Origin of the sequence: Blautia glucerasea, assembly GCF_013304385.1 — a bacterium.
In the GTDB taxonomy this organism is placed as follows: domain Bacteria; phylum Bacillota; class Clostridia; order Lachnospirales; family Lachnospiraceae; genus Blautia_A; species Blautia_A ammoniilytica.
Window position 1 is genome coordinate 1 of record NZ_JAAITU010000062.1, and the last position, 17,204, is coordinate 17,204.

At 36.8% G+C, this 17,204-nt stretch carries 15 protein-coding genes and 1 tRNA gene; 1 reads left to right on the forward strand and 15 read right to left on the reverse strand.

All coding sequences use genetic code 11. The features are described from left to right. Positions 1–211: 211 nt before the first annotated feature. The 13 genes from G5B11_RS16995 to G5B11_RS17055 form a co-directional block, all read right to left on the reverse strand. Positions 212–1,645, reverse strand: a complete 1,434-nt coding sequence (locus G5B11_RS16995; RefSeq protein ID WP_173729156.1) for an aldose epimerase family protein — start codon at positions 1,643–1,645, stop codon at positions 212–214. A gap of 2 nt (positions 1,646–1,647) precedes the next feature. Then, positions 1,648–2,526: a dihydrodipicolinate synthase family protein gene (locus G5B11_RS17000; RefSeq protein WP_173729157.1), complete on the reverse strand. Its 879-nt coding sequence runs from the start codon at positions 2,524–2,526 to the stop codon at positions 1,648–1,650. A 10-nt stretch (positions 2,527–2,536) separates the two neighbouring features. Next, a complete protein-coding gene (locus G5B11_RS17005) occupies positions 2,537–3,973 on the reverse strand; it encodes an aldehyde dehydrogenase family protein (RefSeq protein WP_158422655.1) in 1,437 nt (478 codons plus the stop codon). 14 nt (positions 3,974–3,987) lie between these two features. Next, entirely contained in the window at positions 3,988–4,992 is a 1,005-nt protein-coding gene (locus tag G5B11_RS17010) for a 6-bladed beta-propeller (RefSeq protein ID WP_158422654.1), read from the reverse strand. A 4-nt stretch (positions 4,993–4,996) separates the two neighbouring features. Continuing rightward, the gene (locus G5B11_RS17015; RefSeq protein WP_173729158.1) at positions 4,997–5,845 is read right to left on the reverse strand and encodes an SDR family NAD(P)-dependent oxidoreductase; all 849 of its coding nucleotides are present in this window, start codon (positions 5,843–5,845) and stop codon (positions 4,997–4,999) included. Between the two features lie 16 nt (positions 5,846–5,861). Further along, complete coding sequence (locus G5B11_RS17020) at positions 5,862–6,911, reverse strand: lactonase family protein (protein ID WP_173729159.1); 1,050 nt, start codon at positions 6,909–6,911, stop codon at positions 5,862–5,864. 11 nt (positions 6,912–6,922) lie between these two features. Further along, positions 6,923–7,876 (reverse strand): ABC transporter permease, encoded by a 954-nt coding sequence (locus tag G5B11_RS17025; RefSeq protein ID WP_158422651.1) that lies wholly within the window; start codon positions 7,874–7,876, stop codon positions 6,923–6,925. After that, a complete protein-coding gene (locus tag G5B11_RS17030) occupies positions 7,869–9,383 on the reverse strand; it encodes a sugar ABC transporter ATP-binding protein (RefSeq protein WP_173729160.1) in 1,515 nt (504 codons plus the stop codon). The genes G5B11_RS17025 and G5B11_RS17030 overlap by 8 nt, the downstream gene beginning before the upstream one ends. 2 nt (positions 9,384–9,385) lie before the next feature. Further along, positions 9,386–10,366 (reverse strand): ABC transporter permease, encoded by a 981-nt coding sequence (locus G5B11_RS17035; protein ID WP_158422649.1) that lies wholly within the window; start codon positions 10,364–10,366, stop codon positions 9,386–9,388. 78 nt (positions 10,367–10,444) lie between these two features. After that, a complete protein-coding gene (locus G5B11_RS17040) occupies positions 10,445–11,473 on the reverse strand; it encodes a sugar ABC transporter substrate-binding protein (protein WP_173729161.1) in 1,029 nt (342 codons plus the stop codon). 112 nt (positions 11,474–11,585) lie between these two features. Continuing rightward, positions 11,586–12,233: a dihydroxyacetone kinase subunit DhaL gene (dhaL, locus tag G5B11_RS17045; RefSeq protein WP_158422647.1), complete on the reverse strand. Its 648-nt coding sequence runs from the start codon at positions 12,231–12,233 to the stop codon at positions 11,586–11,588. A 15-nt stretch (positions 12,234–12,248) separates the two neighbouring features. Continuing rightward, positions 12,249–13,238 (reverse strand): dihydroxyacetone kinase subunit DhaK, encoded by a 990-nt coding sequence (gene dhaK, locus G5B11_RS17050; RefSeq protein ID WP_158422646.1) that lies wholly within the window; start codon positions 13,236–13,238, stop codon positions 12,249–12,251. A gap of 270 nt (positions 13,239–13,508) precedes the next feature. Continuing rightward, positions 13,509–14,513 carry a LacI family DNA-binding transcriptional regulator gene (locus G5B11_RS17055; protein ID WP_158422645.1) on the reverse strand — a complete coding sequence of 335 codons (1,005 nt, stop codon included), beginning with the start codon at positions 14,511–14,513 and terminating at the stop codon, positions 13,509–13,511. A 259-nt stretch (positions 14,514–14,772) separates the two neighbouring features. On the opposite strand from G5B11_RS17055, the gene G5B11_RS17060 reads away from it, so the two are divergent. Continuing rightward, positions 14,773–15,588, forward strand: coding sequence for an SDR family NAD(P)-dependent oxidoreductase (locus tag G5B11_RS17060; protein WP_173729162.1), 816 nt, complete (start codon positions 14,773–14,775; stop codon positions 15,586–15,588). 291 nt (positions 15,589–15,879) lie between these two features. Here the strand turns inward: G5B11_RS17060 and G5B11_RS17065 are convergent, their stop codons facing one another. Both G5B11_RS17065 and G5B11_RS17070 read right to left on the reverse strand, forming a co-directional pair. Continuing rightward, entirely contained in the window at positions 15,880–16,767 is an 888-nt protein-coding gene (locus tag G5B11_RS17065) for a YitT family protein (RefSeq protein ID WP_173729163.1), read from the reverse strand. Between the two features lie 217 nt (positions 16,768–16,984). Continuing rightward, positions 16,985–17,055: transfer RNA gene (locus G5B11_RS17070), tRNA-Trp, on the reverse strand. Between the last annotated feature and the right edge of the window lie 149 nt (positions 17,056–17,204).

The following is a 17,204-nucleotide window of genomic DNA, read 5'->3' on the forward strand; positions in this document are numbered from 1 at the left end:
GCTTTTGACGTCTGCTCTTGACATGCCCGAAATCATGTCGTATATATATAGCAAGAGCTGGAAGCTCCAATTTAGCGCTTCCAGCTCAATCATTATCATAGAAGATTATTATTTACAGACTTTTCTTCATAGTCTCGTAAAAACGGCTACTAAAACCCATATTTGCTGAGTTTGTAGCCGTCTTACTGGCAATCGCAATTTAATATCTTAATCAACTGCTGCAATGTTTTTCACTAACTGAAAAAAAATGAACAATGTCTGAATCATAACGATCCTTCTCTAAAGCTTCTCCATCTCTATATCCTAATGCAATTACTGAAAATGGAAGTAGCACATTTTCACATTTTAAATACTCAGCTAATAATTTCACTCGCATTTCATCCGGATAAAAACCAAGCCATACACCATCAAGATCCTCTTCCTTTGCCGCAAGCAATACTCCATAAGAGCAAATTGCCATGTTCTGCACCCACCAGCTGTTTCCCTGCTTATCTATCCATTCTTTTTCCTTCCTAAGACATGGAATAATCAGTACAGATGCATTTTTTGCCGGAACCGCATATGGGCTCATCTGTGAAATTTTTTCTTTTGCTGCATCTTCTGTAATTACAATAAATTCCCATTCTCTAGAATTTCCTGCACTAGGAGATGCCATTGCATATTTCAGAATACGCATGATTTTTTCCTTGGTCACCACCTTCTTTCTAAATTTTCGTACAGAAATGCGTTTTGATAAAATTGATTTTTTTTCCTCATTTTCCAAAAATGCATCAACTTTTGGTGAAAGAAGTGTAACACTGTATGTCACGATCTCCGAATGTCCCGGCTTCAAAACATGAATACCTTTTTTCTGATACGGATCATAGCCTTCTTCCTCTGATGCTGCTATTCCGTTACACGGTTCAATGCATATATAAGAAGCATTAGGCACCGACCAAATAGAAAAATGGCTGAATCCAGGAAAGTCAATTATAATTTTATGCTGATTTTTTTCACTAGCTAAACAAACACGCTGAGAAGAAAGCCCTTTAAAGTTCCATGCTCCATTTGCAAACATCTCTGAATGTAATGGGATTCTCTTTGTCTGCATAAGGCATGGTACAGGTTTTCCTATTGTTCTTCCATTCAACAATGGATATCTATTGGCCGTCTCTTCCTTCTCAAATTCTAAATAATAATCTTCATAAACCTCTCCTTTAAAAAGTGGAACACAAAAACCTATATGTTCTCCAATAGAATATGGCATTTCTTTTTCCGATTCATTGTTTATAAATTGTTCCACATGAAGAATATTTCGATCAAGGCTATATACTATTGTTAGTGAAAAATCAAAAGGATATATTGTCTGTATTTCTTTGTTTGAATGCAACGTACATATCATTTCTGTATCCTTACAATGAATTTCAAACTTTTCTAGCCTTCCAAATCCATGACATGGCATTTCATATTCTTTCCCGTCTATAACATATTTGTTATCTTTCCAGTCACCAATAGCGGGAAATAAAAGCGGTGAATGATCTGACCAATATTTAGGATCCCCTTGCCATATATATTGCAAATCATCCATTTTATTCCGTAAGGAACAGATTTCTGCTCCTATTTCTGAAACAATCAGTTCCAGATATTCATTTTGAATGATATACAAACTTATCCTCCTATTCTCTCCAAATATTCCACAATCTTTCTTCCCTGTTCTCTCTGTGCTTCCGTGATTAATGCATTAGGTTTTTTTAATTCACCACACTGAACACCCATTATTTGTAATGCAGCCTTAAGTGTAGGGAAAAGACCAGTGGCATTCAGCATATCCTCTACATCATTGATATTTCTCTGATACTTCAAAGCAGTTTTATAATCTTTATCTTGTACCGCATCATAAAGTTTTTTTGCCAACCGTCCAGTAAGATTAAAAGTACCTCCTATTGCTCCATCTGTTCCCATTAAAAGAGCATGGTACAATATATCGTCAAAGCCTGTAAAAAGAATAGCATCCGGGCATTTTACTCTCACCCTGTCAAGAAGATAATAATCATTGTGGGTAAATTTCAATCCCACAATATTAGGATGCTTCAAAAGCCGCACCAACATACTCTCCGTAAAGTCCACCTTTGAAAAAGAAGGAATTACATAAATCATTAGCGGAATAGAAATGTGATCCGCTATATAAATATAATAATCCACTATTTCCTCACTGTTGTATCCATGGAAAATCGGTGCGATCATAGCTACCCTGGAATAACCTTCTTCTTTTGCACAAGCTCCCAACTCAAGAACTTCTTCAAAAGCAAGTGCAGAAATATTAGCAACCAGATCAACTTTTCCTGCAGTTTCATCTGCCACAATGTGATATAATTCTTTCATCGCTGCCGTTGACATTTTATATCGTTCACCCATTGTACCGCCCACGAATAGCCCTTTTACACCACAATGATCTATATTATGTCTAACTATTTCCCTGATTCCTCTTTCGTCCAAAGAACCATCTTCCTGAAAAGCAGTAACCATTGCTGCATAAATTCCCTTCATTTCCATACTCCTAAAAAACTCCTTTCAAAATATAATTTTTTTCCTGGGTTAATTCTTCCAATGTCCTGGAAATTCCTTCTCGTCCAATACCACTCTTTTTATATCCACCAAATGCCAAATCCGGTATTCTATATGCGCTGCCTCCATTGATTACATTTCCGGCAGTTTCCAGCCTAGACGCAATGGAAATTGCTCTTCCTACATTCCTGCTAAAGATTGCCCCTGATAAACCATAACAGGACTGATTTGCTATTTCTATGGCTTCTTCTTCAGAATGAATTGTTATAATTGGAAATACCGGTCCAAAAATTTCCATATCTTTTGCGACATCCATTTCAGCCGTTACACAATCCAAAATTGTTGGTTCAAAGAATGCCCTACCAAATCTTTTTCCTCCTGTCACGCAAATTGCACCCTGTGCAATGCAATGCTCTACCTGTTTTTCTACCTGTTCTGCTGCATCCTCACTGATAAGACATCCTACTTGTGTTTGTGGATCCATAGGATCTCCGATTTTCATTCCATTGATTTTTTCCTTCAACTTTTTAACGAATTCATCTTTCAATGTTTCATGAATCAAAAACCGTTTGCTAGCGCAGCATATCTGCCCTGCATTTCCCATTCGACTTCCTACAGCCTCATTTACTGCCAGTTCAAGATCTGCATCTTCCAAAACAATAAACGAATCGTTCCCTCCAAGTTCTAAGAATACTCTGGTTAAATTGTCTGCTGCTTTTTTATAAATGCTAATTCCAACTTCTGTACTTCCGGTCATAGAAATTGCATTGATTCCATGGTGTCCACAAAGATAATTGCCAACCACTCTTCCCTTTCCCGTCACGACCTGTACAGCACATTTAGGAACTCCAGCTTCATAAAGAATCTGCGTCATTCGAATAATTGCCAATGGATTATATGACGGTGGTTTGATAATCACAGAGTTTCCTGCCACTAATGCAGACATCACTTTTTGTGAATATAAATCAACTGGATAATTAAAAGGAATAATAATCACCATTACTCCAAGCGGTTCTCTCCTAGTAAAAATAATATCCTTTTCTTCGTTTCCATTGGTGCTTCCACCCGGAATACAATTTCCATATAAATGCGCCGCCATTTCACAATATCCTCGTGTTACTTTTGTACACACATCAATCTCGTCTTCTGCTTCTCTTAATGTCTTTCCAGTTTCTGCCGCTAACAATTCTGAGATTTCATGTCTTCTGGATTCATAAAGCTGGATATATTTATAAATAACTGCATTTCTGTTTGCTTGAGAAAGTCCGCCCCATATTTTAAGCCCTTCCTGAGCAGCTTTCACAGCCTCATCCATCAATTCCACTGGCACATCTGGAACGGTATCTATACATTCTCCATTAAAAGGGTTTATTACATTTATTGCTGGCAATTCTTTGCCAATATCTTTACCATTTATATTAATCAGCATTTCATTTTCCTCCTTTATAGGCGTTTAAGTTTTAAGAGTGAGTACGGAAGCGCATCACTTAACGTCATTATGTAAAGATTTCCTTTCGAATCTCCACAGAATCCATGAGTCATTAGGGAGGACATATAAAAGCCAAGCTGTGCCACTACATTTACATCATAATCGAAAATAGTAATTCCTCCACGCTCACCTACATAAATATACTGATCATCTGCCCATATCTCCGACGGCTGATATAATCCTTCTGAGCAATATGCAATCAGTTCCCCATCATCCGTAAATACCTGAATACTGTTTCCTTCTCGATCAGCAACCCAAATACGGTCTTTTTTATCCAACCACAGACTGTGCATAACGAAAAATTTACCAGGTCCCATTCCAGGTTCTCCCCAAGTATTGAGTAGGCTTCCATCATTGGAGAATTTATGTAAAGCACAATTTGCATAACCATCACTTACAAAAATATCGCCTTTAGATGTTTCTACTGCACAGGTTGGGCGATTAAAAGGAGGTGCTGCACGCTTAATAGTTTTAATACTTTCGATAAAACACCAGTCTTTTTGGAATGGTAAATTCATAGGAATCATATTTCCCATTCTATGCATATCTCTCCAAATGCCTGCATCATAACCGCTATCACTAGGTTTATTATAATTTCCAAAATCTCGAATTAACTCTCCATCTGTTGTAAGTTCACGAATCACATGCGTATTGGAATCAGCACAGAGAAGTGTGCCATGATTTGTTACAAACACAGAATGAATAAACTGAAACAGATTTTTCCCAAAATCTCTTATATAATTTCCATTTGAATCTACTACAACAATTGGTCTCTCTCTATCTCTGGTAGCAAGATAAATATTGTCATTTTCATCACAACATCCAGTACAAATTGGCGTATATCTTAAAAAGTCTGGAAGTGTCAAAAAGTCTTTATCCAATTCATAGGCAAATTCACCACATTTAAAAATCGTCTGGGCGATTAAGTCTCTGTCCCTATTTGCCTTTATCATTTTCATAGTGTTATACCCTCCATCTTCGTTTAAAATTACACCAAGTCTTAAACTCTTCATCTTCTTTAGGACGATTTTCTGGAATTCCAGGAAGTGATGCAGCTCCATCTACAACCAAATTTGCCCCCGTTATATAAGATGCTTGATCACTTGCCAAAAAAGCGACGGCATTCGCAATATCTTCTGGTGTTCCCATCCGCTCTAATGGCAGCTGTTTCCAAAGATTATCTAAATCTTCAATCTCCTGCTCACAAACACCCTCTTCTCGCATTTCCTCACTGGTTCTCACACGAATAGGTCCTGGTGAAACACAATTTGCACGAATTCCATAAGGTGCCAGATCCAATGCAAAGGTCTGAATTGCGCGGATAAGCCCGGCCTTTAATCCACCATATAATTCATCATATGGAAATGCACGGATTCCTCTGCAAGAAGAGATAAAAATAATATTTCCTTTAATATTATTTTCTCCCATAATTCTTCCCGCTTCTCTGGCTGCCATAAGATAAGAACGAAAATCCAAATTAATTAAAAAATCAATTGTTTTTTCATCCATTTCATAAATACTATTTACCAAAGACTGTCCAGCATTACATATCAGAAGATCCAAACCACCCAGTTCATCATAAGCCGTCCTTACAAATTCTTCTGCTGTTCCTTTTTCATTCAACGCAAACTGATGCATAAAGCACTTTACCGCATATTTTTCCGTTACTTCCTTCACTAATGCTTCTGCCTGTGCTTTTCCTCTCTCAGAACTGTAGGTAAAAGCAATATCATAACCTTCTTTTGCCATTCGTCTCACAATGCCACGGCCGATTCCACGGCTTCCACCAGTAATTGCTAATTTTTTACTCATTCATTTTCTCCTTTTCTTATTCGCACCATACGCAAGTTGCCTCAGGTATAGCACATTTATCACTTTTTTTAATTTCACCAGTTTCTTGACTAAATCGAAAACTAATTACATCTCCAGAATACTGATTTGCCATCAGCACATAACTTCCATCTGATGTTATACTAAACATACGAGGATGGCACCCACCTGACTCCACCACTTTCTTCAGCACCAACAAACCATTTTTGTCAATCTCAAATATTGTTAAAAACCCCTGTTTCTCTTTGGCTGCTCCCCAGGTGCGAGTTCCTGCCAAAAGATATTTTCCATTTGAAGTTACAGCAATCTCTCCTGCAATATATTCATTTTTCATATCTTTTGAAAGAAGTGAGATTCTCTGAATTTCTTCCAGACCGTTCTCTTCTGAATACAAATATACATACACTACATTTGTAATCTCACAAATCAGGTACACCCATTTCCCATTTGGATGGAATACCAAATGCCTTGGTCCATCTCCCGGCAACACCTTTTTTGACATTCTCTTTCGAAGCTGGTCCTTTTCAATCACATACATCACAACTTCATCGGTTCCAAGATCCGGTACAAAAAGGTAATTTTCATCTGGCGAAAGATGCACTCCATGAGGATGAGGTTCAGTTTGTCTTGCATGAACACTCTTTCCAGAGTGTGAAGTAATATACTCTTCTTCCTCAAAATGTCCCGTCTCATCTAACAATACCATACCCACATCTCCACTTATATAATTAGCAAAGAATACTCGTCTGGCATCAGAATCCATACAAATATGACATGGACCACGTCCTGAAATATCTTTCTGATCCAAATAACAAAGAAACCCATCATCCTGTATTTCATAAGAACTTAGCCAGATTCCTTTGTCACTTTCATTTAACGCACAAAGAATTTTTTTCTTCCAGTTCACTGCAATAAAATTGGGATTTTCGCACTGTTCTTCTACAGAAATACGTCTCAGTGCTCCCGTTTCTGTGTCCAGAAGACAATAATAAATTCCTTTTCCCTTTTCTGGCCCCGTATAGCTTCCAACGTATACTTTTTTTTCCATAGAACCCTCATTCAAATCTTATTTTTTTTAGAATCAATATACATCATCACAAAGATAATCAGTGCTTTAGCAATCTGAAAGACATAGATATCTGCTCCAATCATCGTAAGTCCATTTTCAATCATTGTTAAAATAAGAACACCGATAAAGGCTTTAGGAAATACGCTGCCTTCACCACCCGCAAGGGATACACCCCCAAGCACAATCGCAGCCACTGCAGTAAATTCGTATCCATCTCCCAATTCTCTGGTAACGCTTCCTAAATTTATACAAATTAACATACCTCCCAGCCCTGCAAAAATCCCACTGATTGTAAATGCCGCAAGTTTGTAATTCTTTACACTAAGTCCCAGTTTTGATGCAGCATTTGGGTTGGATCCAACTGCAACAATTTTTCTTCCGAAAGTTGTATACTTTAAAACAAACTGCATAATCAACATTACAACCAAAATAAAAACTATAAAGCTGGACAAACCAAATATTTTAAAATTACGGAACTGTAGCACTTCCTGAGGCATATTAATCGCAACTGTATTAGTCAGTTTCACTACAATTCCAACTAATGCCAATTTCATAGAAAGAGTCACTAACCAAGCATTTAACTTTACTCTTGTAACCAAAATTCCATTTACTAATCCAACTAATCCTCCAAGGATCGGCATCATGATCATGCAAAGGTATGGATTCCATTTATAATTCACCATCAAAAGTGCACATACAGATGCTGAAAAACGACAGTTTGCTCCCACTGATAAATCCAGCTCGCCAACAATTAATGCGAAAGTCATACCAATACCAATAGACAGCATCAATGTAGATGCTCGCAAAATTGAAGTCGCATTTGTGACTGTGAAAAAGTATGGAGACATTACAGAAAATACTGCGATAATCAATATTCCAAAAATATATACCGCATTGTTGAGGGCAGCCAATTTCATATTCTTTATTTTTACTTCCCTATTCATACTTGACCTCCTCTCGTATACCCTGACAAAGATCCATCAGCTTTTGTTTGCTAATATCCTTCTTTGCAACTTCAGCAACAATTTCACCGTTTCTTACAATTAACACTCTATCGCACAAGTTAAGATTTTCTTCCAGTTCTGAAGATATCATAACAATGGCACATCCACATTCTGCCAGTTCTACAATTTTCTTATGAATAAAAGATTTAGCATTAATATCTACACCCCTTGTCGGCTCATCAATAAAGAAAATATCTGGATTTTTACCAATTGATCTTGCCATAACCACTTTTTGCTGATTTCTACCACTGAGAGTCTCTACAAGCACATTTTCATCAGACGCTTTTATCTGCATTTCATTGATCATTTGAAGTGCATAATCTCGTTCTTTCTGCTCATCCATTATAAAATGCTCAAACTTCTTCAAATTTGCCATAGAGATATTTTTCCAAATCGGCATTTGCATAAACAGTCCATCCAAATGTCTGTCTTCTGTAACATATGCACACTCTTCCAAAAGCTTATGACCACTAATTTTTTCCAAAATCCCTTTGTTATTACGCTTATAGACAATTCCGGAATCTGGTTTATCCAAAGCCAGAATATTTCTTACAATTTCTGTTCTTCCAGAACCCAAAAGCCCCCAAAGTCCCAATATTTCACCTTTTTTTACTGCGAAATTTACATTTCTCACGACCGGATAACAATTAAGATTCTCAACTTTCAGAACAATTTCTTTATCCCTTTTATCTGTTGCATTCACAATTGTCTCTACTTCCTGCCCTGCAATACCTGTAACAAGTTCTTTTGTTGTGACATCTTCGTTCAAAAATTCACCTGTCACACACCCATCACGCATAACAACTGTTCTATCGCAGATTCTCATTATTTCATCAATAAAATGTGTAATATACATTACAATTTTATTTTTCTGCTTTAATTCTCCAATAATGCGAAACAGATTCTCTTTTTCGTCTAGTGACAATGATGAAGTCGGTTCATCAAATAATACAATTTCTGCATCTCTAACAAGAGCTCTCGCAATTTCGATCATTTGTTTTTCACCAATTGTAATGTTTTTTACAATTTCTTTTGGATCAATATCAGCACCAATCATTGAAAGATACTTTGATGCATCCTCAAATAATCTCTTATATTGTATACGTCCAGCCTTTGTATATTTGTTTAAATTATAAATAAATATATTCTCAGCCACTGTCATGTCCTTAAAAACAACTGCTTCTTGATGTATTAATGCAATACGACATTTTCCTGAGTCGTTCTGATTCCTGATTATTGTTTCTTTTCCATCGATATAATATGTTCCTTTATCAATACAGATTTCCCCAGCCAATGCGTTCATAAAAGTAGATTTCCCAGCACCGTTAATTCCAATAATTCCCAGTACTTCTCCCTTATCTGCAACAATCGTTACATTATTCAATGCATGAACACCTGGATAGTATTTATGTAAATTTCTTGCTTCAAAGTACATTCTTTTTTCCATCTTTATACCCTCCTTGCATTTGCACGAATGGTGTCAAACCAGGTAATAAAAATAAAGACTGCGCCCTTAATAATCTGAATCGTATAATAATCAATACCAAATAATACCAAGAGATTAGAAAGACCATTAATAATAAAAGCCCCTATCAACGCACCAAGTACTGTTCCTACACCACCTTTAATACTTGCGCCGCCTACAATTGCCGCCGCAATTACATCTAATGATGTACCATCAGATGCAAGAGAAAGAGAAGATGACGAAATTCGTGCCGTCAAAGCAATCGCAGCAAGTCCTGCCATAATTCCAGAAATCAAAAATACTTGTATTTTTATTTTTCCCGTTTTAATGCCACATGCCTGAGCTGTTTTTTCATTTGTTCCAATGGCATAAATGCTTCTTCCAAATGCTGTTTTGGTCAGTAAAAATTGAAGGATAATCAAACAGACGAGCATCATTATGATATTTGCGTGAAACGGTCCGTAATATTTTCCAAATAGCTCAGTAAACTTTGGAAGAACCGGTATACTGGTTGATTTTGTTACTCGAAGCGACAAACCATTGGAAAAAATCATGGTAATCATAGTTGCTACAAATGGATTAATTCCAATTTTTGCCACAGAAAATCCATTAAACAACCCTAAAAGAATTGCTATCATCATAATAGCCAATACTCCGAGCATTATATTTTCAGTTTCGCGCATAGTATACGCTCCGATACATCCAGAAAGCATCATAACGGAAGGAATTGATAAATCAATACCGCCACTTACCATAACGTAAATCTGACCAGCTGCCATAATCGCAACAGCACTGCTTTGAATTAAAATACTGGACAAGTTTCTAAACGCATAAAACTGAGGTTTTGCAATAGCGATTGCCACCAGAAACAGAACACCCAATATAACGCTAGTTAACAGAAAATTTTTATCTTTTCTGTTGCTAAAAGCTTTCTCTTTTTTTGTAAAATACTCTTTTATATTCATAAAAGATTCCCCCTTTTAGATGTGACTGCCCCAAAAATTCCCGAATCTTTTGCGGCAGTCACAGTCAGGTTTTAGAACTTATTTTGTCCGCTCTGCATAGTCATAAACCCAGAAATGATTTTCATCCAGCAATGGCTGAATATTTTCCTGTGTGATTGGTTCTGATTTTACAAAGAAATCGTCTGCTTCCTCACCCAGTGCCAGTTTTACAGCAACATCAACCGTATTTGTAGATACCTGCGGAAGATTTTCATATCCAGTTGCATCCAGATAACCTTCTTGAATCATATTAAGACCTATTTCACAGCCACCTGCTGCTGCCAGATAAATATGTCCTTCTTCATCTGATTTCTTCCATAATTCCTTTCCTTCTAATACGCTCTGTACACCGAGCATTAAATCTTCATTAGGTGTAAAAATCATATTTGCATCTGTATTTGCCTGAAGTGTAGGCGCAAGCTTGTTCATAAGAGTTTCTACAGACCAGTTACACTCAATATCGGCAACGATTGTTGCTCCATTATCTTTTACTGCCGCCTCACAGCCTTCACCATATCTGACTGCATTTTGATCTTTTAAATCTCCCTGTACTCTTACTATTTTAATTTCCTCAGCGGGAATTCCATCTGCAATCATTTTTTTAATTGCAGCATCAACTGAAACATACGCAGTATCGTAAGTGTCCGGTCCAACTGTAGAATCTGCTTCTGGTCCACCTGGAGTCAGCCTACGGCAAAAAGAAATAAATTTCTTACCCGCATCATGTGTTTCTGTAATCGAAGACCAGATTGCTGTTGTATCAATCGCACCTGACACAACTACATCAACATCCTGATTTAACAAATCTCGAATCTGTGTTTCCTGTGCCGCTGCATCATCCCCCGCCGTTGTTTCAATTAATTTTACCTGGACTTCGTTTTCCGCATTGTAATCTTCCACATACCATCTTAAATAATCAGCCATTGCTGACCATGCCTGAGTTCCAAGAGATGGCCATGCTATACCAATTGTTACTTCTTTTGGCTCTTCTGCAAATACACTTACAGGGCTAAGTACCAATGTAGCTGCAACCACTGCCATTACTGCTTTTTTCATATTTTTCTTCATAATTTGTACCCCACTTTCATTTAGTTTTTGCTTTTATAGTTCACATCCTCTTTATAAATTCACTCCGGATTGAAATTACATTAGGGATGCCACTAATTCATTTTCACGTTGATCAGTTATAGTTACAATTTGCAAAACACTCTGCCATGCATTCCAACTGCATTGCCATTGTTACAGCACCTGGATCCAAATACCCCACTGATTTATCTTCCCGATAACTTGCCCTTCCCTTTACGGCTTCCATTTCCCGTGTACTATCTGCACCTTGTTTCGCCGCCATCACCATTTTATGTAAACAATCTGCGATATCATTTCCTTCATTCAATGATTTCTGATATGCATTTGCTGCAGGATATATAGCATCCAACATGGTTTTATATCCTGGTTTCGCATTTCCTCTCGATGCTATGGCCTCTGCCCAATCCAAGAGCATTTCTCCAAAAAGCATTTCATCCATTATCTCTTTGTCTTTCATAAGCATAGAAGATTTTAAATACGCACTTCCATATAAGACACCAGAAGAGCCACCCATAGCAGACATCAATACCATAGCGATATTTTGAAAAAGTTCCTGAAAATTCATTTGTTTCCATTCCCCTGTTTTCTCCACTAATTTCTGGAATCCAATGTTCATATTCAGCCAATGGTCTCCATCACCTGTTTCTGAATCTAGCTCTGTAATATACTCTTTGTTTTCTTCAATTACTTTTGCTACCTTTTTTAAATAAATAATGAAATCCTCTGGTTTTAAAGCAAACATATACTTTTTTCCTTTCTAAAACTTTAATCCTGGCGTATTACATGGTGCATCCAAAAGTCTTTTCGTTTGTTTATCCAATTTAAACATTGTAATTGAACATCCTGCCATGTCCAACGATGTCATATAATTCCCAACCAAAACTTTATGTGCTGATATTCTTTTTGCCTTCAGAAGTTTTTGAATACATCCTGCGAAAACGTACAACTCCATTAGAGGAGTCGCCCCTAACCCATTGATCATCAAAGCAATTTCACTTTCAGAATAATCGTAATCCTCAATAATTTTCGCAAGCATGATTTCTGCCAACTCTGATGCTTTCTTTATTTTAGTTTTTTGAATCCCAGGTTCCCCATGGATTCCCATACCAATTTCAATTTCATCATCAGCAACCGTAAATCCTGGTTTATCTAATCCAGGAAGGGTACATGCCGTCATAGACATTCCTATACTTCTAATATTTGCGTTTGCTATTTCGGCTGCTTCTTTTACTTCTTGTAAAGAAGCTCCCTCATTTGCTTTAGCTCCAGCAATTTTATGTACAAATATAGTCCCGGCAATTCCGCGTCGTCCTGTAGAATAAGTGCTATCTGGAACAGCTACATCATCTTTTACCACAACACATTCCACTTCTATCCCCTTCATTTGTGCCAACTCTTTTGCAACAGAATAATTCATCAAATCTCCGGAATAGTTTTTAAGAACTACTAACACTCCTGCTCCAGTATTAATTTCCTCCATAGCCTTTAGCATTTGATCTGGAGATGGAGATGCAAACAAGTTTCCCGCTACCGCAGCATCCAACATTCCCTTCCCTACATATCCAGCATGAGCCGGCTCATGACCACTTCCCCCTACCGACATGATGCCAACTTTACCCTTTTTCTTTTCCTTCAACGCAACTACACGATAATTCGGAAACCATTCAATTTCTTCATGTGCAAATACAAATCCTTCCAGCATTTCGTCTACAATGTTTTGTGGTTCATTCATAATTTTTTTAACCATAATCACCTCTCCTTTTATGGAATCGCTTCCATGTTTTATATTTTTTTAACCAGGCTCATTGTCTGGTTAGTAAACAGATATGTCTCCTATTAGCGATATCACTATATACGAAAATCAACAATTTCGTGTCTTGGTGCATTCACAACTGATGGGCGAATGAGTAATGCGAGATAGTCTCACAAATTACTCATTCGGTCTAATCCGTCCAATATTCATAAATTTACTCATAAAAGCATGCCCCATTAATAACTATTGTCCGAGATCTTCAGGTTATAAATTAACTCTAATCTCTGAAGGCATATAATACTTTCTAACTGGCATAGACGTATTAGCAATACGTTCCATCAGCATAGTCGTTGCTAAATGCCCCATTGCTTTGGGATCTCGTTCGATATAACTATATTTTAAGTCTTCGAAAGTGTTTACCTTATCAAAGGAAATACATCGAATATCTTTTCCTAATACCAGTTTTGCATCATATACTGCCTTAATAAACCCTATAGTTGTCAGATTATTTGTTGTAAAAACTGTTGTCGGATATGTTTTTCTTTCCAAGATCTTTTGTGTTATCTGGTATGCTGTCTTAGTGGTAAAATCACCTTGGAATATATTTTCTTCCCTTACCGCAAGCCCGTGTTCTTCAAAAGCTCTAAGATATCCTTTATATCTGTCCCTTGCAGTTTTGGTACTCAAATTACCCGTAATTATCCCAATATCATCAAATCCATGTTCAATCATTACTTTGGTTGCATTATAAGCACCGCCTGCATTATCAAAATATACTGTATCCCAATCATTAAAATCTAATCCTGAATCCATAAAAGTCACTGGAATTCTCAATGATTCTATTAATTTTTTATATTCCAGTATTTTTTGCACATCCAGATCGTCAATTGCCGGAGTAATAATGAGTCCCTTAAGTTTCTGTTGCTTTAATAATTTCAATATTTTTTCTTCTTTATCAAAACTTTTGTTAGAATTACAAAGTACTAATAACAATTCCTTTTCTTCCAGCACTTCGTAAATTCCTTCCAATGCAGCTGCAAAGTAAGGGTTGTGTGCTTCTGGAACAATTACTCCAATCATATTACTATCCTGCTTTGCAAAATTTCTTGCAGTTGCTGATGGAACATAATTGCAACTCTGGATAACTTCCTCTATTTTTTTTCTTGTCTTTTCATTTACATAACCTGTATTATTAAGAACACGAGAAACTGTAGTTCTTCCAACCCCCGCTTTTTTTGCAATATCATCAATTGTTGTTTTATTCTGCATGTTTTACCTCATTTCATTGCCCCATCATTTATGGAATCGCTTCCTTTTCTTGATGTCCTTAATATAGCACAATATTTTCTGTAGGTAAATATGGTAATATATACAAATTATACATATTATTTTTATTTAACTTGCCGTTTTTCCTTTTAATTCAAAAAATAAAATTGTATTTTCACATATTTTATGATATTTTTTAAACATCATCATATATTTTATGGAATCGCTTTCATCTCAATACTTATGAAAGGAGAATTAATACATGAATTTAAATTTAAAAGACAAAATCGTAGTTATCACAGGAGGAACTAGTGGTATTGGTAAAGCCACTGCCTTTGCTTTTGCGAATGAAGGAGCAACTGTTATCGTTTGCTCCCGTTCTCAAACGAAAATCAATAAGTTTCTATCTGATTCTGATCAATTAGGTTATCATATTGAGGCAATGTCGGTGGATATATCTAACTTCAAATCATTAAAAGCTTTTATTGATTATGTGGGAAATACTTATGGAAGGATTGATGTCTTATTTAATAATGCTGCACAAGGACATATGGATTATTTAACTCAATTGAGCCTGGAAGACTGGAATGCAGTAATCTCATCCAATCTAACTTCTGCTTGGTTAGCTTCTAAATATGTTGTTCCGTACATGAAAAAAAACGGAGGAAGTATTATTTCTACCAGTTCTTTAGCTGGAAGAATCGCCACCACATCCATTGGAATTTATGGAATTACGAAAAGTGGACTCAGTGCCATGACCAAACTTCTTGCTTCTGAACTGGCACCTTATCACATCCGTGTAAATGCAGTTTCACCTGGAGTTATTTCTTCTGATATGGTTAAAAATGGCATTTTAAAAACAAAAGGTATTAATTATCTCAGTAATACTGCTGTTATGCAACGTATAGGAACTCCAGAAGAAGTAGCTAAGCCTGTTGTTTTTTTAAGTTCTGATGCTGCATCTTTCATAACTGGAGAAGTCCTTGATATTTCCGGTGGTAAATTTATTGTGCAAGATCCATGGGCGCCATGGGAAGATTTTGATATAAAAAAACCTTTTGAAACACTGGAAGAATAGCAATATAGCTAATAACAGCTGAGTGCTATATATAGACTGGAATTCCATTAAATTCCAAAACAATCAGGAAACGAATGTCTGAATGTCTTTTAGAGCATTTCAGAATTCATTTAAAATCATTGCTTTTTCTGCAAGAGAGCACAATAAAAACGCTGGTAATCAAACAGCCTTTCTCTTTTTTCTGCTTTATTTCTATGAACTGAAAGTCTATGTTCATACAAAGACATGTCGCACTAAGTAATCAGTGCGACATGCCTTTGTATTTTCTTAATTATTTTCTGTTATTCAGTTTCAAACCTTGTCTGTATTTGCCCCATACACATCCGCAATCTCTGCAATCGATATGTAAGCAGAACGGTCATTTTCATGAACCAATTCTTTCATCTTCCCAACCTGAAAACGGTTTACCACAATATACACCACCGTTTTGGGAGAATCGGAATAATATCCTTTTGCCTCGGTAATGGTCATACCACATTCAAAGGCTTCTGAAAGAGCCGCACAGACCTCATCCGGGTGTATTGTTACAATCGTAGCAGCTTTTGAACGATCCAGACCTTCCACAATAAAGTCCACTGTCTTCAGTGCCGCTCCGTACGCTACGATCGAATACAATGGAAGGATCCAACTATGAAGAACAAATCCGCAAACGATATATAATACCAGATTATACGCCATTACAAACGTGCCAACCGTGATTCCCAGTCTTTTTGCAAAGATGACAGCGAGAACCTCGATGCCATCCATGGCGCCTCCAAATCGAATTGCCATGCCACTTCCGATACCAGAAATCAGTCCACCGAAAATGGCACAAAGAAGAAGATCTGACCCGGCAAGTGGTGATACAATACTTACATCCACCGGCAGCACATCAGTAATCAGCCATGCTCCAAAAGAATACACTGCTACCGTATAGATTGCATAAATAGTAAAAGTAACACCCTGCTTTTTTAATCCATACAGGAACAGGGGAATGTTCAATACAAGCAAAAATAGAGACAGTGACAACCACTCTGGTGTCAATTGTGACAGCAAAATTGAAGTTCCTGAAATTCCACTATCGTACAAATCTACTGGAGCGATAAACATCGTGACACCAAAGGCATTCACCATACCTGCAACCGTAAGGAAGAAAAAATTCTTCCATTTCATCTTTCCAAGTGCTTGTTTCAAAGTCATACATAATCTCCTTTCATTTTCTGCCTATATAGTTTCTTACGATTCCCCTTATAAATCTTGGTTTATTGCATATGAAATGGTGTGTTTTTATAAAGGTATATTAAGTGATAATTATCGCCCAAGTCAAGTACGGATGACCTGTACAGTGTGCTATTATTTTCATAAATAAAAAAAGTCGAAAGCAAAGTAAAATCAATGCTTCCGACAATTAAAAAAACAGGGGATGAGAGAATCGAACTCCCACCAAAGGTTTTGGAGACCCCTATCATACCATTTGACCAATCCCCTTTATTTATATAAGAAAAGGTGACTCATAAAGTCACTCTTTCATTTGTACCTTCAAAACCACATACATGCTGACATCCTTTGGAATCTTTAACCTGCTTTTTGGTCAAGCCCTCGACCGATTAGTACTGGTCAACTCCGTACATTACTGC